Here is a 19,211-nt window from a genome sequence, read left to right on the forward strand (position 1 = left end):
GGAACCTCAAGGCTTCGGGCTGGGCCGCGGCACCAGGGGCAGCATCCGCCACAGGGTGTCGTCGCGCAGCGCGAGGTGGTGGCGCAGGGCCGCGCCGACGTGCAGGACCAGCAGAGCCATCAGCAGCCAGGCGCCGTAGCTGTGCACGAGCTTCAGCGCGCCCTCGACCGCCGCCTTGTTCGGCAATTCGGGCAGGACCGGCAGGTGCGGCCACGGGATCGTCCCGTAGAGCACCGTCGGGATGTTGTAAGGCGAGGCCGAGACCATCGCCCAGCCGACGAGCGGCATGGCGAGAAGCAGGCCGTAGAGCGCGAGATGCGCCAGGTGCGCCGCCCGCCGTTCGGCCCGCGGCATCGCCTCGGGCAGGGGCGGCGGCCGGTGGAAGAGCCGCCAGACGACGCGGACGACCATCAGCATCAGCACCGTGAGCCCGATGGACTTGTGCCACTGGTAGAAGGCGAAGCGATCCATCGGCGGGAGTGAGCCCCGCGTCATCGCGAGGCCCAGGGCCAAGAGGGCCAGGATGCCGAGGGCGATCAGCCAGTGCAGCACGATCGCGACGAGGGTGTAGCGACGGGGCGTCGCGACCGTGCGCATGGACATTGGGACCTTGGGAGCGGGACCTTCGGCTTCCGGGAGGTTAGTCCTTGCGCTCGAAGGCGCCGTTGAGGACGAGGTGGACCTCGTCGCTGACCGCCGGCACGAAGGCCTTCACGCCGAAATCCGAGCGCTTGAGCGTGCCCTTGGCCTCGAAGCCGACGGTCTGCTTCTTGTTCATCGGGTTGGCGCCGGCGCCGACCAGCGTCACCTCGAGGGTGACGGGCTTGGTCACGCCGTGCAGGGTCAGGTCGCCGACGACCTTGGCCTTGTCCTTGCCCTCGGGCGTCACCTTGGTGGAGGTGAAGGTCATCTCCGGGAACTGGGCGACGTCGAGGAACTTGTCGCTCTTCAGCGAGTCCAGCATGTGCTGGCTCGGGGTGTAGAGCGACTTCACCGGGATGGTGACCTTCAGGCGGCTCTCGGCGGGCTTCGCCGGCTGCAGCTCCAGGGTGCCGGAGACGTCCGAGAAGAGGCCAGTATACTGCGAGAAGCCGAAATGGTTGACGGTGAACACCGCCTGGGTGTGGCCGGGATCGACCACGTAGGTGCCCGCCGGGATCTGGGCGGGGTCACGGGTCGCCGCCCCTTGAGCGCCGGCCGGAGCAGCGAGGGCGAGGCCGGCGACGAGGCCGAGGGCGAGGACGGACAGCTTCACGTGAACAACTCCGTGTCGGCGGGACGGGCGCGGCCCGGGACCCGGGCTCGCGGCACCGCGCTCCGCGGGCGGCGCTTCGATTAAGCCGGTTCCGTCGCGGGCGTAAGACAGCTAAACCGGGACGCATGGTTGCTGGATCGGAAACCTTCCGGGGTGCGCTCTCCGATGTGCGGGCGTTCTGCGCCGTCGTCGATCACGGAACTGTGACCCAGGCGGCGGAAGTTCTGGGGGAGACCAAGGGCAGCATCTCGCGCCGCGTCTCGCGGCTGGAGCAGGAACTCGGCGTCACCCTGCTCGCGCGCACGCCGCGGGCGGTCTCGCCGACGGTGGAAGGGCTGGCCTTCCACGCCAAGGCGCAGGAGAGCCTCGGCCTCCTCGACGGGGCGCTGGAGACCGCACGCAACGCCCGCACCCTGCCGCGGGGCCACCTGCGGGTCACCACCTCGATCGATTTCGGCATCGAGGTGATGCCGGACCTCGTCGCGAGCTTCCGGGGGCTCTACCCGCAGGTCACGATCGACCTCCTCATCACCGATGCACGGCTCGACCTCGCGGCCAACCGCATCGACCTGGCGCTCCGCCTCGGCAGCGGCGAGGGGCAGGATAGCGGCTACCGCGCGCCGGTCCTGGCGAGCCTGATGATCGGCCTCTACGCGGCGCCCTCCTACCTCGCCGCCCGCGGCGCACCGGGCAGCCTCGACGATCTCGGCGCCCACGACCTGATCCTGTCGCGCGAGCGCCTGGGGTCGGCGCAGGTGCGGCTCTCCGACGGCCAGGGCCGCGAGGGCCACGTCACCGCCCAGCCGGCGATCCGCGCCACCGACTACGCCACGGTGCTGCGCCTGACCCGGGCCGGCGCCGGCATCGGCCACATCCCGAGCCTGGTGGCCGCCCGGGCGCTGAAGGAGGGCGCCCTGGTGCCGGTGCTGCCCGACTGGGCGAGCCGCGGCGGCGTGCTGCGCGCCGTCAGCCTCGCCGGCCGGGAATTGCCGGCCCGGGTGCGGCTGTTTCGCGACCACGTCCGCCTCGGCCTCGCGGCGATGCGGGAGGAGGCGGGGCCGGGGTGAGCCCCCTGCCCTCCCGGGCGTCCCTACGCCGCGATCCGGATCGTCGAGGCGATCTCGTCGACCTCGCTCGACAGCCCACCATCTGCCGCCCGCACGACGAGCCCTAGTTCGGCCAGGGCGACCACGTCGGCGTGCACGCGCCGGACATCCCGCCCGAGGGCCCGGGCCAGGGGGCGGATGCCGCTCTCGGGCGAGCGCCGGAGATGCCGCAGGAGATCGAGGCGCTTCGGCGTCAGCACCGCGCACAGAGTTTCCCAGTCCCGGAACACAAGGCGGTCGTCGGCCGCGACGGGCTGACCGGCCTCCGCCGCCTTCCAGGCCGCCGCGACCTCCTTCGCCACCTCGCGCAGGCTCTGGCCGACCGTGATCTCAGTCCTTGCCATGACTCTTCCTCCAGACCTCGACGGCTTCGACGAAGTCACCAAGCAATCGATCGATGCCGACAAAATGATACGGCGTTTCCCGGTCATCGTCATGCCGGTGATCGCCTTTGCCGCGCTCATTGTCGAAGCCGATTATGCGAGCGCCATCCACTATGTAGACGAGGCGATACTTGAACCCATGCTCCGTTGGTGGGACCGGCGTCGGGACCCGCCAGACCACCAACTCGGCGAAATCATGTTCGCTGAATGCGATACGACGGCGAATGAGGAGTGTCGCCCCCATGTTGTCATAGTATGACAACATGCGTTGTCGTCAATGGACAACGCGCCGATGTGGAAAGAAGCGTAGCCACCCCGATCTCCGCCTTTGCCATGTTCGGTTCTCCAGTCCCGGACGGCTTCGACCTGCTCACTCCGCCCCAGCCAACGCCTCCGGCCCGGCGATGAACGCCCGCATCGCGCCGAACACCCGCTCCGGGTCGTCGCCGTGGATCTGGTGGCTGCATCCGTCCAACCGCCTGAACTGCTGCAGGTGCGCGGGGATCGCCGCGGCGGTCTCCTCGACGAGGGACATCGGCACGATCGGGTCGTGCTCGCCCGCCATCAGCAGCACCGGGCAGCGCAGGCGGCAGAGATCGGCACGGAAATCGAAGCGGCCGTGCTCGTTGCGCGGACCGTTGAAGTGCAGCGCCACCTCCGTGCGCATGATCACCCGCGAGAGGTCCGCCGGCGGCCGGTCCCGGCGGTGGCGGTAGAAGGGCACGCAGCGCTGGAAGTAGAGCGCCCGCCCCTCGGCGGTCGGGTTCGTCCAGTAGCTCTCGGCGATGGCGCCGACCTCCGGGCCGCCGATGCGGGCGAAGGCGGCGAAGACGGTCGAAAAATCGATCCGGGCCACCGTGCTGAGCAGGATAAGCCTGGCCGGATGGTCGGGATAGCGGGTGGCGTAGGCCTGCGCGACGAAGCCGCCGAAGGACAGGCCGCAGACGATGGGGCGCACGAAGCCGAGGGCGTCGCACAGGCCCTTCACGTCGTCGGCCCATTGCGCGAGATTCCAGGTCGCGGGGTCGTCGCCCTCGCTGCGGCCGTTGCCGCGATGGTCGTAGAACACGACCTGGGCGACGTCGGCGAGGCTCGCGAAGGACTCCTTGAGGGCGACATGGTCGAAGCCCGGCCCGCCATGCAGGACCAGGAGAACCGGCTTCTCGCGCATCCCCTCCGGACCCGGCACAAGGCCGGCATTCGCCACGTCGACGAAGAGGCGCACGCCGTTCACCAGGATATGCATGCGAGCGTCTCCCGAGCCGGGAGGCAGCGCCCGGTTCTCTCTACGGCAGGATTGCACGACCACGGTCGTCCTGCACCAATCCCTTCTCGTGCGTCGTCCGGACCGGCGCCGCGACCCGCGGGGACCATCGACGCTGCCGCAGGGGCGCATTAATCAGGGGCTCTACGCCGGGCGCCTCCGCCCGCCGCCAGTCGGAGCGACGACCATGAGCGCAGACCGCGATCCCGTGCCCCTCCGCCGCGCCACGCTGGCCGCCCTCTCGCCGAGCGTGCGGGTGCCCGCCTACGACGTGGCGCAGGTGCGCGCCGGCATCGTCCATCTCGGCCTCGGAGGGTTTCACCGGGCGCACATGGCCCGCTACACCCACGACCTAATGGAGCGGGATCCGGACGCGCTCGCCTTCGGCATCCTCGGGGTCGGGCTGATGCCGGGCGACCAGCGGATGATCGACGCGCTGGCGCCGCAGGACGCGCTCTACACCCTCGTCGAGCGTGAGGGCGCGGAGGAGACCGTGACGGTGATCGGGTCGCTCGCCGGCGTCGCCTTCGCGGGCGAGACCAGTGCGGCCGTGCTCGACGCCATCGACGACCTGGCGATCCGCATCGTCAGCCTGACGGTGACCGAGAACGGCTACTGCCTCGACCCGGCGACGAAGCGGCTCAACCTCGACCACCCGCTGATCCGCGCGGATCTCGCCGCCCCCGAGCGGCCGAAGAGCGCGATAGGCGTCATCGTCGAGGCCCTGCGGCGCCGGCGCGCCGCTGGTCGTCCTGCCTTCACCCCGCTGACCTGCGACAACATCCAGCACAACGGCGACGTCCTGCGCGACGCGGTGACGGCGCTGGCGCGCGAGCGCGACCCGTCCCTCGCCGACTGGATCACGACGGAGGTCGTCTTCCCCTCGACCATGGTCGACCGCATCACCCCGGTGACCGCCCCGGCCGACGTCGCAGGCCTCGCCGAGCGCCATGGCCTCGCCGATGCCTGGCCGGTCTTCAGCGAGACCTTCACCCAATGGGTGATCGAGGACCGCTTCCCCGCCGGGCGGCCGGCCTGGGAAAAGGTCGGCGCGCAGTTCGTGGAGGACGTCGCGCCCTACGAGTTCATGAAGCTGCGGCTCCTCAACGGCAGCCACCTCGCGGTCTCGGGGCTGGGGCGGCTCGCCGGCTACGTCACGATCGACGAATCGATGGCCGATCCGCGCATTGCGGCGGTCATGACGGCGCTGATGGACCGGGAGACCGGCCCGACCGTGCCGCCGGTGCCCGGGATCGATCTCGCCGCGTACAAGCGCACGCTGGTGGCGCGCTTCGCCAACCCGGCGATCCGCGACACGGTGGAGCGGGTCAACACCGACGCGCCGCTCAACGTGCTGGTCGATCCGATCCGCAGCCGGCTGGCGCAGGGCGGCAGCGTCGCGTTCCTCGCCCTGGCGCTCGCCGCCTGGCTGCGCCGGGTCCGCGGCGTGGACGAGCGCGGCGGCGCGATCGAGGTGCGCCACCCGATGGCGGCGCTCCTGCGCGAGAAAGCCATCGAGGGCGGCGCCGATCCGCGCCCGCTGCTCGGCATCCGCCCGCTCTTCGGCGAGCTCGGCGACGACCCGCGCCTCGTGGAGCCGGTGGCGGAGTGGCTCGGCATGCTCGACGGGAAGGGTATTCAGGCAACGCTCGACGAGGCAGCGCGGCGGGCGGCGTGAAGCGACCGGGGCGGTCCTTCAGGCCGCCCCAGTCCCGGTCGTGACGACCGGCGCGACGATCAGCTTCACCCCCCGAACCGCGTGGACGACGATGCCGCAGCGGCACCGCCCTCCGCCCTCCCCGCTTGACGCCGTCCCGCTGGACGCTCACCAATTGTGCGCAACGGCGCCCCCCACCCGGTGAGAGCGGCGCGACGGGAGGATACGACGTGAGACGGACGCACATTCTGCTGCTCGCTGGGGCCCTCCTCGCCGGCACGCCGGCCCTGGCCGAGTCGACCCTGACCATCGCCACCGTCAACAACGGCGACATGGTGGTGATGCAGAAGCTGTCCTCGGCCTTCGAGAAGGCGCATCCGGACATCAAGCTGCGCTGGGTGGTGCTGGAGGAGAACGTGCTGCGCCAGCGCGTCACCACCGACATCGCCACCAAGGCCGGCCAGTTCGACGTGCTCACCATCGGCAATTACGAGGTGCCGATCTGGGCCAAGCAAAATTGGCTCGAGCCGATGGACGGCCTGCCGGCCGATTACGACGCCAACGACCTGCTCAAGACCGTCCGCGAAGGCGTGAGCCGGGACGGCAAGCTCTACGCGCTGCCGTTCTACGCCGAGAGCGCGATGACCTATTACCGCAAGGACCTGTTCGACAAGGCCGGCCTGACCATGCCGGAGGCGCCGACCTACGACGAGATCAAGGGCTTCGCCGCCAAGCTCACCGACAAGGCCAGCCAGACCTACGGCATCTGCCTGCGCGGCAAGCCGGGCTGGGGCGAGAACATGGCCTACGTCACGACCCTCGTCGACACCTTCGGCGGCCAGTGGTTCGGCGACGGCTGGAAGACAACGATCGACACGCCGGAATGGAAGAACGCGCTGACCTACTACACCGACGTCTTGAAGAATTACGGCCCGCCCGGCGCGACCTCGAACGGCTTCAACGAGAATCTGGCGCTGTTCGCCAGCGGCCGCTGCGCGATGTGGATCGACTCGACCGTCGCGGCCGGCCTGCTCTACGACCCGAAGCAGTCGCAGGTCGCCGACAAGGTCGCCTTCGCGCCGATGCCGGTCGGCACCTTCAAGGGCGGGCCGACCTGGCTGTGGAGCTGGAACCTCGGCATCCCGGCCTCCTCCAAGCAGAAGGAGGCCGCCAAGACCTTCGTCGCCTGGGCGACCAGCAAGGCGTATGTCGAGATGGTCGCCAAGGAGAATGGGTGGGTCGCGGTGCCGCCGGGCACCCGCGAATCGACCTACACGTCGCCCGACTACCAGAAGGCCGCGCCCTTCGCGGGCTTCGTGCTGAAGGCGATCGACAGCGCCAACCCGAGCGGCCAGACCCGGAACCCGCGGCCCTATACGGGGGCGCAATTCGTGGCGATCCCGGAGTTCCAGGGCATCGGCACCCAGGTCGGCCAGACCGTGGCGGCGACGCTGACCGGCCAGCAGACGATCGACGCGGCCCTCAAGGCCGCGCAATCGGCGACCGAGCGGACGATGCGCCAGGCGGGGTATCCGAAGTAGCGCCGAGTTGCGGGGCCAACCCCGGGACAAGAAGAGGCGCACTCCCCTCTCCCGTGTGGGAGAGGGGCCGGGGGTGAGGGTGGCGACGGTTCCGAACTGATCTCCCAGCGTCGAGCTGCGCAGCTCGGCGGTTCAGGATTATGGCGGCACCCGAGCCACCCTCACCCCTACCCCTCTCCCACACGGGAGAGGGGATCCCGCGAATTCTTCTTCCCGGTACGGTCCTGTCAGGTCCGAGATCACTGCGACGACACCGGGGCCGCAAGCGGCCCCGCCCCGACCCCCGCCGCGCGAGGCGACGACCGGCATGTCCACACCGATCACGGTTCCCACCAAGGGCCGCCGCTTCAACGGCCTGCCGCTCATCGGCCCCTCGGTCACCGTGCTGCTGATCTGGATGATCGTGCCGCTGGTGATGACCGTGTGGTTCTCGTTCCAGCGCTACAACCTGCTCGACCCGACGGTGACGGGCTTCGCGGGCATCGACAATTACGAGTTCCTGGTCACCGATCCGGATTTCTGGGCCTCGCTCACCAACACGCTGCTCCTCGTCGGCTCGGTGCTGGTGATCACGGTGGTCGGCGGCACGCTGCTGGCGGTGCTGTTCGACCAGCCGTTCCCCGGCCGCGACGTCGCCCGGCTGTTCGCGATCGCGCCGTTCTTCGTCATGCCCACGGTCGCGGCGCTGATCTGGAAGAACCTGATGATGCATCCGATCTACGGCGTCTTCGGCGCCGTGGCTCGCGCCCTGGGCCTTCCCGCCATCGACTGGTTCGCCGATTATCCCCTCCTCTCCGTCATCCTGATCGTGTCATGGGAGTGGCTGCCCTTCGCGCTCCTGATCCTGCTCACCGCCGTCCAGTCCCTCGACCGCGAGCAGCTGGAGGCCGCCCGCATGGACGGCGCCGGCGCGATGGCGCAATTCTTCTACATCGTGCTGCCGCACCTCTCCCGGGCGATCAGCGTGGTGGTGATGATCGAGACGATTTTTCTGCTGACCGTCTTCGCCGAGATCTACGTCACCACCGCGGGCGGGCCCGGCAACGCCACCACCAACCTCGCCTTCCTGATCTACGCCCGGGCGCTGCTGCAATACGATGTAGGCGGCGCCTCGGCCGGCGGCGTTGTGGCGATCATCCTCGCCAACATCGTGGCGTTCTTCCTCGTGCGCACCATCGCGCGCCGGCTGGAGGTGTGAGGTGGCGAAACAATCCCCCCTGAAGCGCGCCGGCATCGCATTCCTCGGCTGGGGCGCGGCCTTCGTGCTGTTCTTCCCCCTCCTGTGGATGCTGCTCACCAGCCTGAAGAGCGAGCCGGAGGCGGTGACGCCCTCGCTCACCTTTACGCCGACGCTCCAGAGCTACGGCGACGTGCTGGCCCGGGCCGACTACCTCTCCTTCGCGCTCAACTCGGTGCTGATCTCGGTCGGCGGCACGGTGCTGGCGCTGGCGCTCGCCATCCCGGCGGCCTACGTCATGGCCTTCCACCCGACGAAGCGCACCCGCTCGACGCTGTTGTGGATGCTCTCGACCAAGATGCTGCCCTCCGTCGGCGTGCTGGTGCCGATCTACCTCCTGTTCCGCACCCTCGGCCTCCTCGACAGCCGCATCGGCCTCATCCTCGTCTACACGCTGATGAACCTGCCGATCGTGGTCTGGATGCTGTTCACCTTCTTCAAGGAGGTGCCGAACGACATCCTGGAGGCCGGGCGGATGGATGGCGCCCGCACGGGGGCGGAGGTCTGGCACCTGCTCCTGCCGCTGACCCTGCCGGGCGTCGCCTCGACGGGGCTGCTCTCGCTGATCCTGTGCTGGAACGAGGCGTTCTGGAGCCTCAACCTCACCTCGTCAGCGGCGGCACCGCTCACCGCCTTCATCGCCTCGTTCTCGAGCCCGCAAGGCCTGTTCTTCGCCAAGCTGTCCGCCGCCTCGACGGTGGCGGTGGCGCCGATCCTGGTCTTCGGCTGGCTGTCGCAGCGCCAGCTGGTGCGCGGCCTCACCTTCGGCGCCGTCAAGTAGGAGTCATCGCCATGGCTACCCTTCGCCTCCGCGGATTGCGCAAGAGCTACGGCGACGCCGAGATCATCAAGGGCGTCGACCTCGACATCGCCGACCGCGAATTCGCGGTCTTCGTCGGCCCCTCGGGTTGCGGAAAGTCGACGCTTCTCCGGATGATCGCCGGCCTGGAAGAGATCACCGGCGGCGACCTCTTCATCGACGGCAAGCGCATCAACGACGTCGGCCCGGCCGACCGCGGCCTCGCCATGGTGTTCCAGTCCTACGCGCTCTATCCGCACATGAGCGTGCGCGACAACATGGCCTTCGCCCTCAAGCTCGCCGGCGCCTCGAAGGCGGAGCGCGCCGCCAAGGTGGCGGAGGCCTCGCGCATCCTCCAGCTCGACGCCTATCTCGACCGCAAGCCGAAGGACCTGTCGGGCGGCCAGCGCCAGCGCGTCGCGATCGGGCGGGCGATCGTGCGCCACCCCAAAATCTTCCTGTTCGACGAACCGCTCTCGAACCTCGATGCGGCGCTCCGCGGCCAGATGCGGATCGAGCTGGCGCGGCTCCACCGCGACCTCAACGCCACGATGATCTACGTCACCCACGACCAGGTCGAGGCGATGACGATGGCCGACAAGATCGTGGTGCTCCAGGCCGGGCGGATCGAGCAGGTCGGCTCGCCGCTCGAACTCTACCACCACCCGGCGAACCTGTTCGTCGCCGGCTTCATCGGCAGCCCGCGGATGAACCTGCTGCCGGTACAGGTGAGCGCCGCCGATCCGGCCGGCGTGCGGGTGGCCTTGCCCGGCGGCGGCGAGGTGGTGGTGCCGGTGGAGGCCGGCCGCGCCGCGCCCGGCACGCGCGTGACCCTCGGCATCCGCCCGGAGGCGCTGAAGCCCGGCGCCGACGGGGCGCTCGCCGGCGAGGTGAGCCACGTCGAGCGGCTCGGCGGCCTGACGCTCGCCCATGTGGCGGTCGCCGACGGTGCCACGGTTGTGGCGCAGATCGAGGGCAGCGCGGCCGTGCGGACCGGCGAGGCGGTCCGCCTGACGATCGACCCCGCGGCGACGCACCTGTTCGACGGCGAGGGCCGGGCCCTGCCGCACCGGGCGCGCCATCCGCTGGCGGCGTGACCTATAAGAGGCGCACGTCATCCATTAAGACGCTGGTTTATCCTCTTCCCGCGGGCGGGGAGAGGGCTGCGTCTCCGTTCAGGAGATGCAGCAAGCCCGAAGGGCGAGGGGGTGTTGCCGGAAGAGCCACATCCGGCAACGCCCCCTCACCCTCGGGTCGATCCCTCCGGGATCGATGCGCCGCCTCGCTTTGGTGACGACTAGGTCACCAAAGCCCTCTCCCCGCCCGCGGGGAGAGGGGGGCGCACAACCGGTTGCGCGAACTCACCTGCCGCCTGGAGAACCTTCCATGATCCTGGTCTGCGGCGAAGCCCTGATCGACCTCTTCGTCGAATCCGGACGCCCGGCGCCGGAGCGCGGCGGCTTGCCGGCTTTGGCGGTGGCGGGGGGCTCGCCGTTCAACCTGGCGATCGGCATCCGCCGGCTCGGGGCCGACAGCGCCTTCCTGGCCGGACTGTCCGCCGACGCGTTCGGGCGGATGCTGGCCGACCGGCTGGCGGCGGAGGGCGTCGATCTCGCCTTCGCCAAGGAGAGCCAGCGGCCGACGCCGCTCGCCATCGTCTCGACCGGCGCCGACGGCCACCCCGCCTACACCTTCCACGCCGAAGCCTGCGCGCATGCCGATCTCGGCCCCGCCGAGCTGCCGGCGGCTCTGCCCGAGCGCGTCCGGGCGATCGCCATGGGATCGTTCTCGCTGGTGGCCGAGCCGGTCGGCACGGCCTACGCGGCCCTTGCCGCGCGCGAGGCGCGGCGGCGGGTGATCAGCCTCGATCCCAACCTGCGCCTCGGCCTGATCCCGAATCTCGACCGCTGGCATGCGCGGTTCGGCGAACTTGTGGCCAACGCCGACATCGTCAAGCTCTCCGACGAGGACCTGCGAGCGGCCTACGGGACGCGAGCCGACGAGGCATCCATCGCGCGGGGCTGGCTCGACGTAGGCGTGGCGCTCGTCGTCGTCACCGCCGGGCCGGACGGGGCGCGGGCCTACCACGCCGCCGGACGGGTCGCCGTCCCGGGCCGCCCCGTCACGGTGATCGACACGGTCGGCGCCGGCGACACCTTCCACGCCGCTCTGCTGGCCCGCCTCGACCAGGACGGGCGGCTGACCCGTGACGCGCTGCTAGGCCTCGACGCCGAGGCCCTGCAGGACATCCTGTCCGAGGCGGTGGCGGCGGCCGGCATCACCTGCACCCGGCTCGGCGCCGACCTGCCGACCCGCGGCGACCTCCTGTCGGTGCTCTCCGGAAAAGTGTCCGCCTGATGTATCTCGGTCTCGATCTCGGCACCTCCGGCCTCAAGGCCGTCCTGGTCGACGACGCGCAAGCCGTCGTCGGCAGCGCCACCGCGCCGCTGACCGTCAGCCGTCCGCATCCGGGCTGGAGCGAGCAGGATCCGGCGCAGTGGTGGAGCGCCCTGGAGCAGGTCCTCGACACCCTGAAGACGCGCCACCCGGCGGAGCTCGCGGCGGTCCGGGGTATCGGCCTGTCGGGCCAGCAGCACGGCGCGGTGCTCCTCGACGCGGACGATCGCGTGCTGCGTCCCTGCATCCTGTGGAACGACACCCGGGCCAGCGCAGAATGCGCCGCCCTGGAAGCGGCCTGGCCGGACCTGCGCCGGGTCGCCGGCAACATCGCCATGCCGGGCTTCACCGCCCCGAAGCTGCTCTGGGTGCGCCGCCACGAGCCGGAGATTTTTTCGAGAACCGCCCGAATCCTGCTGCCGAAGGCCTGGCTGCGTCTCGCGCTCACCGGTGAGGCGATCGAGGAGATGTCAGACGCCTCCGGCACCCTCTGGCTCGACGTCGCGGCCCGGACCTGGTCGGGCGAGGCGCTGGCGGCGACCGGGCTCTTGCCCGCCGCAATGCCGCGCCTCGTCGAGGGCTCGCAGGAAGCGGGTCGGCTGCGCCCGGACCTCGCCCGGCTCTGGGGCATGGCGAGCCCGCCGCTCCTCGCCGGGGGCGCGGGCGACAACGCCGCCGGCGCGGTCGGGCTCGGGGCGATCCGGCCCGGCGACGCCTTCGTGTCGCTCGGCACCTCCGGCGTGCTGTTCGCCAATACCGACGGGGCGCGGCCCTATCCGGAGGGCGCGGTCCACGCCTTCTGCCACGCCCTGCCGGGCCGCTGGCACCAGATGGGCGTGACCCTCTCGGCCGCCGCCTCGCTCGCCTGGTGGGCCGGCATCGCGGGCATGGACGAGGCGCGCCTGGTGGCGGAAATCGGCCCGGTGGAGCGCCCGAGCGAGGCCCTGTTCCTGCCCTACCTCGCCGGCGAGCGCACGCCGCACAACGACGGCGCGGTGCGCGGCGCCTTCGCGGGCCTGTCGGCGGGCACCGAGCGGGCGGCCCTGACGCAGGCGGTGATGGAGGGGGTTGCGTTCTCGCTGCGCGACAGCCTCGACGCGGTGCGGGCCTCCGGCACGCGGATCGAGGCGGCGGACGTCATCGGTGGCGGCTCGCGATCGGGCGAGTGGATCCGCATCCTGGCGAGCGTCCTCGACCTGCCCCTGCGCCCGCTCGCCGAGGGCGAGCATGGCGGCGCCTTCGGGGCGGCCCGCCTCGCCCGCCTGGCGGTGACCGGCGAAGCGCCGGAGGCGGTCTGCACGCCGCCGGAGCGCGGCGCGATGGTGCTGCCGGAGCCGGGCCTGGCCGAGGCCTATGCCGAGCGGCTCGTGCGCTATCGCGCGCTGTACCCGGCCTTGAAAGCGCTCGCCGGCTGAAGCCCGCGGACGGCCGGACCCCACGGTCCGGCCGTCCGCGTGATCGCCTCACTCCGCCGGCGCCGCCTTGCGGGCCGTCGCGTCCTCCAGGTCGCGGCTGACCTTGAGGGTCATCGCCACGAGGCCGCCCGCGAGGGTGACGGCGCCGAGCACGAGCAGGCCGGCGGTGAAGGTGCCGGTCAGGTCCTTGAGGTAGCCCATGACGTAGGGCCCCGCGAAGCCGGACAGGTTGCCGATCGAGTTGATCGCCGCGATGCCGGCCGCGGCCGAGCTGCCGGTGAGGAAGGCGCTCGGGATCGGCCAGAGCAGCGGCGGCGTCGCCGAGACGCCGATCTGGCTCAGGCAGAGCAGCCCGAGGATCAGGACCGGGCTCGAGACCAGCCCCGCCCCGGCGACGCCGACCGCCGCGACGATCATGGCGAAGCAGACGTGCTCCCGGCGCTTCAGCGTGCGGTCCGAGCTGCGACCCAGCAGCACCATCCCGACCGCCCCGAACACGAAGGGCAGCGCGGAGAGCAGGCCGGTCTGGAAGTTGCTGACCCCGAACCCCTTGACGATGGTCGGCAGGAAGAACGCCACGCCGTAGCTCGCCGCGTTCAGGCAGAAATACACGAACGAGCAGGCCAGCACCCGCGGATCCGAGAGCGCCTTGCCGATGCTCATGTGCTCGACGGCGACCTTCTGCTTGCGCTCGGTCTCGAGACGCGCCTCGAGCCAGGTCTTCTCGTCGGCCTGCAGCCAGTTCGCCTGGGCCGGGCGATCGGTGAGGTAGAGGATGACGACGACCGACATCACGATCGACGGCAGCGCCTCGAGGATGAAGAGCCACTGCCAGCCGTCGAGCCCACCCCCGGTGATGTTCAGGAGGGCGCCCGAGACCGGCGCGCCGACGATCGACGAGAACGGGATCGCCAGCATGAACATCGCCACGACGCGGGCGCGGTAGACCGACGGGAACCACAGCGTCAGGTAGAAGATGATGCCCGGGAAGAAGCCCGCCTCGGCGATGCCGAGCAGGAAGCGCAGGATGTAGAACACGTACTCGTTCGAGATCCCGGTCGCCCGCGAGATCGGCGAGATGAAGGCGAACAGGGCCGAGATGAGGCCCCAGCTGAACATGATGCGGGCGATCCAGAGCCGGGCGCCGAACTTGTCGAGCGCCAGGTTCGACGGCACTTCGAGCAGGAAGTAGGCGATGAAGAACAGCCCGGCGCCGAAGCCATAGGCGGCTTCCGACAGCCCGAGGGCCGCGTTCATCTGCAGCTTGGCGAAGCCGACATTGACCCGGTCGAGGTAGGCAACGAAGTAGCAAACGACCAGAAACGGCATCAGCCGCCACATGACCTTGCGGATCGTCCTGGTTTCGATCTCTTCCACGGTGAGTTTCCTGCCCTGAGGGTATTGTTGCCGAGCCGCGGCTCTGGACGCTCTCTAGAGCATCACCCGATCGCGTTGCAATCGGCGATGCCTTAGCTGTTTGATTGTACCGTACTTTTCGCGACGAGGCGGCCTCCGCCTCCCCGGACGGAACCCGGGCCGAGACGGGGAGCCCGACGCCGGACCGACCGGTGGAACAAGGGCGCGCCGGGCAGAACCGCGGGCGCTTCCGCGTGTTGCCCCGGCATGACCGACACCCAAGCCCCCTCCGACCCGACCATCCAGGCCCGCCGGCGCGAGATCGTCGCCGAGCACCTGCTGTTCACAACCCTCCGCTTCCTCGCCGGGCGGCACCCGGACCTGCTCGACGCCCTCGACGGCAGCATCGACCATCTCGGCGATCCGGGCGGCGGCGCGACGCAGGACGACGAGGCCGTGCGCGAGATCGCGCGCCGGTTCGTCGCCAGCCTCCGGGCCGAAGCGCGGCCGTGACGACCGTCGCGGGCTTCACGGAGACCCTCGACCGGTTCGGCGCCGGCACGCCGGTGGTTTTGTGCCACGACGATGCCGACGGCCTGTCGGCCGGCGCGATCCTCGCCCGGGCCTTCGCGGTCACGTCGCATGGCCCGGCGCGGGTGCGGGTGATCGGGCGCGGCGAGAGCGCCTGGTCCGATGCGGTCCGGGCCGAGCTCGCCGCCGGTCCGCCGGTCGCTGGCATGATTGTCACCGATCTCGGCGTGCAGGCGGAGCCGATCCTACCCGGGGTGCCGACGATCCTCGTCGATCACCACGTGCCGCGCAGCGAGCCCGGCCCGGAGGTCGCGACCGTCATCAGCGGCTACGGCGCGGAGCCGACGCCGACCTCGAGCCTCCTCGCCCAGGCCTGCGCGGCCGCGCTCATCGGCGAGGCGGAGGCCGAGGCGCTGGTCTGGCTCGCCGCCCTCGGGGCCGTGGGCGATCTCGGCGAGCGCGCGAGCGCGGCGCAGTTCCCCGCCGTGATGGCGGGTGCGCGGCGATTCGGCACCCTCAAGGCGCTGCGCGAGGCCGTGAGCCTGGTGAACGCCCCGCGCCGCTCCAGCCGCGGAGACGCCGCGCCCGCCCTGCGCCTGCTGCTGCGGGCGGACGGGCCGGACGCCGTCGTCTCCGACGCCTCGCCCGACGGCGAGGCGCTGCGGCAGGCCCGCGCCGAAGTGAAAGCGGCGCTCGACGCCGCCCGCACGGTGCCGCCGCTCTTCGCCGGCCCGGTCGCGCTGATCCGCTGCGACTCGCCCTGCCAGATTCACCCGCTCGTGGCCCAGTCCTGGACCCATCGCCTGCACCGGCAGGTGGTGATCGGCGCCAATGCGGGGTTTCGCGCGGGCTTCGTCCACTTCGCCGCCCGCAGCGCGACTGAACCCGACCTGATCACCTTCCTGCAGGAACGCGCCCCGCCGCTGGGCCCCGACGACCAGTTCGCGCAAGGCCACCGGCGCGCCACGGGCGGGCAGGTGACGCGGGAAACCTGGAACTGCTTCGTCGCCGGGCTCGGCTTCGGGCCCGACGCCGCGGCGTGAGGCGGGCGCACCCACCGCCCCTTTCCCTGTTGCGCTCCGGGCGGAGCCGGGCTACAGAGGCTTCGCGGTCAGCACCCGTAGCTCAGCTGGATAGAGCGTTGCCCTCCGAAGGCAAAGGTCACACGTTCGAATCGTGTCGGGTGCGCCATTTCCCTTGATGATTTAGCTGGTTTGCGACCCCGATTTTGATTGGGTCGTGGAAGCGCTGCGGAAGCAGCGAGCGCCACACTGCGCCTCGGTGTGGTTGGATAACGCACCTTGCCTCGCCTCTGAGGATGGGCGCCCCGCCCCAGCGGCCGGGCAGACCTTCGAGAGGACGACTCGCACGATGCCGATCAAGGCGCTCAACGACCGCAAGAAGCTCTCGTCCGACTTCAACGAGGCCAACGACGCTTTCATCGACGCGGTGCTGGGCGCGCTCCAGGCCGGCGAGATCCCGCTCGATCTGGCGCGGGCCTATCTCGCCCATCCCGTCGCGATGATGCATGCGAGCGGCGCTCAGGCAGTGGCGGATTACTTCGAGCGGATCCTGTCGCAGAAGCCCACGATCGACTGGACGCCGGGCGGCTGAGTCGACCAATCTCCAGCCCTCCTCTGCGCGCAGGGTGCGTCTGGGGAGGTGTCGGCGCAGCACCTTGAGCGAAGGGCGGCCTGTCATGAAAGTGGTGTCCTTCGCGACTTGCTTGCTGATTGCAAGCACGGGGACCGCCTTGACACAGGCTGCATCGGCCAAGCGCCCGATCCTCGACTGCGCCGACTTCTCGAAGAGGACGGACGAGGCCGCGCTCATCGAGCGCTTCGGCAAGGAGAACGTCGTCCGCGGCAAGCTCGACGGCGCCGAGGGCGAAACCGTGCCGGGCACGATCGTCTATCCGAAGGACCCGGCCCGTCGTCTCGAGATCAGCTGGTGGGATACGGGCAAGCGACGGGGCTTGACCGGCATCACCGTGAAGGACCGGTCGGCGTGGCTGGTGCGCACGCCCGGCGCGGCGCGCGCGGCGATCGGACTGGGGGCGGGCCTCGACGAGGTCGAGGCCGCCAACGAGAAGCCGTTCCAGATCAACGGCTTCGGTTGGGATTACGGCGGCTACGGAATGGGCTGGAAGGGCGGCAGGCTCGATCGCTTGGCCGGCGGGTGCAGCCTGTCCGCTCGCTTCAATCCGGATCCCAATGTGAAGGGCCGGGCAATCGACAAGGTCTCCGGCGAGAAGGAATTCGGTTCGTCCGACCCTGCGTTGCGGGCCGTCAAGCCGTCCCTGTCATCGATCACGATCGGGTGGCCGGAGAAGTAGACGCGCCGGATCGGCCGTTCCTCACCGCCGCCGGCGCTTCGTCTGCCCGGTGTCGCATTGCCGCTTGATGCACCGGTCGTAGGCCGGCTGGCGCAGGCCGGTGGCGTCGCCGCAGCGCCAGATGCAGCGTTGGGCCTCCATCGCATCGGCCGAGGCAGCTTCCGCTGCCGTGGTCGGCAGAAGAGTCAGAAACACCGGAACCAGAAGTCCCAGGATCGCGCGCCGCATCGTCCGCTCCCGCCTCGTCAGACGAGCGTAGCGCAAAGCCGGCGCCGGACCACCTTCTCCGATGGGTCGACCTCCGGGGAGGCGGCGTCGCCGAACGGGGGAGGCGCGTCACCTGCCCGGACGCGAGGACCGTCCGCGCACCACCCTCACCCGCCGCACCGCACCCCCACCACCGCTCCGGCGAAGCGTCCGGCGATCGCGCCGGCGGTGAGCGGCGGGGCGTCGCCGGCGGGGGCCGTCCGGGCGTCGGGGCCGAGGAGGGCCTTGAGCGCCGGCAGGCCGACGAGGGGATGGGTGAGCGGGGGCAGCACGCCGGCGATGAGGCGGGGCTGCGCCGGCAGGCGGGCGACGAGGCCGAGGAGGCGGCCGGCGCGGTCGAGGACCGGGGCGCCGGCGGCGCCGGGCTGGAGCGGGGCGAGGAGGCCGGCCGCCGCGACCTCGCCGGTGGTCACGGTCGGGCCGTCGGGACCGGTCGCGAGCACGAGCGCGGCCTCGCCCGGGGCGGCCGGGGCCGGTGCGAGGGCGGGCGAGGCCGTGCCTGCGGCCGGCGGGGTGGCGCCGTCGAGGAGCGCGAGACCGGTGGCGTCGTCGCGCCGCAGCACCCGGACCGGAGTGCCGGCGACGAGGGGCCCCGGGCAGGAGCCGGGCAGCACCGAGACGATCCGACGGGGCGCGACGACGAGGCCGGTGGCGGTCGCGGGTGCTGTCGCCGGAGCGACCGGCTCCGCCACCGCCGCGACCGGGCGCGGGGCCGCCGCCGGGGCCTCGCCCGGGAAGGGCACGAAGCTGTTGGCGATGGCGATCACCAGCCGGTCCATCTCCCGGGCCGAGGCCTTGTCGTAGGAGAGGGTGAAGCCGCGCAGGCCCGCCGGGCCGGCGGCGTGGCGGATGTAGAACTTGCCGCCCGCGGTCTCGCCGGTGACGACCGTGAAGTCGGGGCGCTTGAGGGTGTAGGTCACCTTGCGCTCAGGGCTGGACGCGGCGCCCTGCGCGAACAGAGCGTCGAGGTCGGTCTCGCCGGGGGCATAGGCCCGGGTGTCGAGGGTGACGCGCCCGTCCGGGCTCTGCCAGCGGGTGCCGCCGGCCACCCGGCTGCGCTTCGACATGAGCCTTTCCGGCACGCCGATCACGAGGCCGGTGGCGGGATCCGCCGCCACGGTGAAGCGGGCCGCCCGGCGCGCCGCCTCGCCGGCGGTGAGCAGCGCGGCGCGGGCGGGCTCGTCCAAAATCCCGGCAGTCCCGGTGGCGGGGGCGCCCGCCTTCGCCTGCCAGGCGCCGATCGCCTCGTAGGTGCGCCGGCCGAAGGCGCCGGTGACGACGCTGTTGTAGCTGCCGGCCCAGACCAGGGCGTCCTGCACCGCCCGGCGCTCCGCCTCGGGCCGGGCTTCGAAGGCGACGCGGGCCGCTTCGAAAGCGGGATCGGGCGTGGCCGCGGGACGCGGGGCCGGCGCCTTCGCGGCGGGCAATTGCCCGGCGGGTGCTTGCGGAGCGGGCATCTGGGCGACGGCCGCCGGGGCGAGGCCGGCGCAGGCGAGGAGCGGCACGAGGCCGGCGGCGAGCAGGCGGGCGGGGCGCGGCATCGGGCTCTCCGAAGACGAGGCGCCAGACCTTGGCAGAGACGGGGCCGGACTTCCAGCTGCCCTGAGCGTCGTTCCGGCCTCCGGGCCGGATCGTTCCACGACGGGACGAAGTGGAAGCTGCAACGAC

Annotated in this window: 20 protein-coding genes and 1 tRNA gene; 13 read left to right on the forward strand and 8 right to left on the reverse strand. The window is 71.2% G+C overall.

The features are described from left to right. Nucleotides 1–6: 6 nt before the first annotated feature. Nucleotides 7–603, reverse strand: a complete 597-nt coding sequence (locus tag ABZT49_RS01645) for a cytochrome b (protein ID WP_355282152.1) — start codon at nucleotides 601–603, stop codon at nucleotides 7–9. Nucleotides 604–640: 37 nt separating this feature from the next. Further along, complete coding sequence (locus tag ABZT49_RS01650) at nucleotides 641–1,255, reverse strand: YceI family protein (protein WP_355282154.1); 615 nt, start codon at nucleotides 1,253–1,255, stop codon at nucleotides 641–643. 125 nt (nucleotides 1,256–1,380) lie between these two features. Between ABZT49_RS01650 and ABZT49_RS01655 the strand changes: the two genes are divergently transcribed. Next, complete coding sequence (locus tag ABZT49_RS01655; RefSeq protein WP_355282157.1) at nucleotides 1,381–2,322, forward strand: LysR family transcriptional regulator; 942 nt, start codon at nucleotides 1,381–1,383, stop codon at nucleotides 2,320–2,322. Between the two features lie 23 nt (nucleotides 2,323–2,345). On the opposite strand, the gene ABZT49_RS01660 is transcribed toward ABZT49_RS01655, so the two are convergent. The 3 genes from ABZT49_RS01660 to ABZT49_RS01670 all read right to left on the reverse strand — a co-directional run bounded on the left by ABZT49_RS01660 (nucleotide 2,346) and on the right by ABZT49_RS01670 (nucleotide 3,990). Next, nucleotides 2,346–2,705 carry a hypothetical protein gene (locus ABZT49_RS01660; protein ID WP_355282160.1) on the reverse strand — a complete coding sequence of 120 codons (360 nt, stop codon included), beginning with the start codon at nucleotides 2,703–2,705 and terminating at the stop codon, nucleotides 2,346–2,348. Next, nucleotides 2,692–3,009, reverse strand: a complete 318-nt coding sequence (locus ABZT49_RS01665; RefSeq protein WP_407943424.1) for a DUF6516 family protein — start codon at nucleotides 3,007–3,009, stop codon at nucleotides 2,692–2,694. The genes ABZT49_RS01660 and ABZT49_RS01665 overlap by 14 nt, the downstream gene beginning before the upstream one ends. Nucleotides 3,010–3,114: 105 nt before the next feature. Then, nucleotides 3,115–3,990 carry an alpha/beta hydrolase gene (locus ABZT49_RS01670; RefSeq protein ID WP_355282163.1) on the reverse strand — a complete coding sequence of 292 codons (876 nt, stop codon included), beginning with the start codon at nucleotides 3,988–3,990 and terminating at the stop codon, nucleotides 3,115–3,117. 205 nt (nucleotides 3,991–4,195) lie between these two features. On the opposite strand from ABZT49_RS01670, the gene ABZT49_RS01675 reads away from it, so the two are divergent. From ABZT49_RS01675 to xylB, 7 genes are all read left to right on the forward strand, one after another. Continuing rightward, nucleotides 4,196–5,686 (forward strand): mannitol dehydrogenase family protein, encoded by a 1,491-nt coding sequence (locus tag ABZT49_RS01675; protein ID WP_355282165.1) that lies wholly within the window; start codon nucleotides 4,196–4,198, stop codon nucleotides 5,684–5,686. A 209-nt stretch (nucleotides 5,687–5,895) separates the two neighbouring features. Further along, entirely contained in the window at nucleotides 5,896–7,206 is a 1,311-nt protein-coding gene (locus ABZT49_RS01680) for an ABC transporter substrate-binding protein (protein WP_407943425.1), read from the forward strand. 307 nt (nucleotides 7,207–7,513) lie between these two features. Next, nucleotides 7,514–8,404, forward strand: coding sequence for a sugar ABC transporter permease (locus tag ABZT49_RS01685; protein ID WP_355282168.1), 891 nt, complete (start codon nucleotides 7,514–7,516; stop codon nucleotides 8,402–8,404). Between the two features lies 1 nt (nucleotide 8,405). Beyond that, nucleotides 8,406–9,224 (forward strand): carbohydrate ABC transporter permease, encoded by an 819-nt coding sequence (locus tag ABZT49_RS01690; RefSeq protein WP_355282171.1) that lies wholly within the window; start codon nucleotides 8,406–8,408, stop codon nucleotides 9,222–9,224. An 11-nt stretch (nucleotides 9,225–9,235) separates the two neighbouring features. After that, nucleotides 9,236–10,339: a sn-glycerol-3-phosphate ABC transporter ATP-binding protein UgpC gene (locus tag ABZT49_RS01695; RefSeq protein WP_355282174.1), complete on the forward strand. Its 1,104-nt coding sequence runs from the start codon at nucleotides 9,236–9,238 to the stop codon at nucleotides 10,337–10,339. Nucleotides 10,340–10,628: 289 nt separating this feature from the next. Continuing rightward, nucleotides 10,629–11,600, forward strand: coding sequence for a carbohydrate kinase (locus ABZT49_RS01700; RefSeq protein ID WP_355282177.1), 972 nt, complete (start codon nucleotides 10,629–10,631; stop codon nucleotides 11,598–11,600). Further along, nucleotides 11,600–13,054, forward strand: a complete 1,455-nt coding sequence (xylB, locus tag ABZT49_RS01705; RefSeq protein ID WP_355282179.1) for a xylulokinase — start codon at nucleotides 11,600–11,602, stop codon at nucleotides 13,052–13,054. The genes ABZT49_RS01700 and xylB overlap by 1 nt, the downstream gene beginning before the upstream one ends. A gap of 48 nt (nucleotides 13,055–13,102) precedes the next feature. Here xylB and ABZT49_RS01710 read toward each other — a convergent pair whose 3' ends face one another. Then, nucleotides 13,103–14,431, reverse strand: a complete 1,329-nt coding sequence (locus tag ABZT49_RS01710; RefSeq protein ID WP_355282181.1) for an MFS transporter — start codon at nucleotides 14,429–14,431, stop codon at nucleotides 13,103–13,105. A 246-nt stretch (nucleotides 14,432–14,677) separates the two neighbouring features. Between ABZT49_RS01710 and ABZT49_RS01715 the strand changes: the two genes are divergently transcribed. The 5 genes from ABZT49_RS01715 (at nucleotide 14,678) to ABZT49_RS01735 (ending at nucleotide 17,276) form a co-directional block, all read left to right on the forward strand. Next, a complete protein-coding gene (locus tag ABZT49_RS01715) occupies nucleotides 14,678–14,923 on the forward strand; it encodes a hypothetical protein (protein WP_355282183.1) in 246 nt (81 codons plus the stop codon). Then, on the forward strand, nucleotides 14,920–15,984 hold the full coding sequence (locus tag ABZT49_RS01720; protein WP_355282186.1) for a phosphoesterase: 1,065 nt from the start codon (nucleotides 14,920–14,922) through the stop codon (nucleotides 15,982–15,984). The genes ABZT49_RS01715 and ABZT49_RS01720 overlap by 4 nt, the downstream gene beginning before the upstream one ends. Nucleotides 15,985–16,055: 71 nt before the next feature. Continuing rightward, nucleotides 16,056–16,132, forward strand: a tRNA-Arg gene (locus ABZT49_RS01725). Nucleotides 16,133–16,312: 180 nt separating this feature from the next. Continuing rightward, on the forward strand, nucleotides 16,313–16,555 hold the full coding sequence (locus ABZT49_RS01730; RefSeq protein ID WP_355282188.1) for a hypothetical protein: 243 nt from the start codon (nucleotides 16,313–16,315) through the stop codon (nucleotides 16,553–16,555). 85 nt (nucleotides 16,556–16,640) lie between these two features. Further along, entirely contained in the window at nucleotides 16,641–17,276 is a 636-nt protein-coding gene (locus tag ABZT49_RS01735; protein WP_355282190.1) for a hypothetical protein, read from the forward strand. Nucleotides 17,277–17,297: 21 nt separating this feature from the next. Here ABZT49_RS01735 and ABZT49_RS01740 read toward each other — a convergent pair whose 3' ends face one another. Continuing rightward, nucleotides 17,298–17,504: a hypothetical protein gene (locus ABZT49_RS01740; RefSeq protein WP_355282193.1), complete on the reverse strand. Its 207-nt coding sequence runs from the start codon at nucleotides 17,502–17,504 to the stop codon at nucleotides 17,298–17,300. A 146-nt stretch (nucleotides 17,505–17,650) separates the two neighbouring features. Beyond that, nucleotides 17,651–19,084: a peptidoglycan-binding protein gene (locus tag ABZT49_RS01745; RefSeq protein WP_355282196.1), complete on the reverse strand. Its 1,434-nt coding sequence runs from the start codon at nucleotides 19,082–19,084 to the stop codon at nucleotides 17,651–17,653. Nucleotides 19,085–19,211 lie beyond the last annotated feature (127 nt).

The organism is Methylobacterium sp. EM32 (assembly GCF_040593685.1).
Classification (GTDB): domain Bacteria; phylum Pseudomonadota; class Alphaproteobacteria; order Rhizobiales; family Beijerinckiaceae; genus Methylobacterium.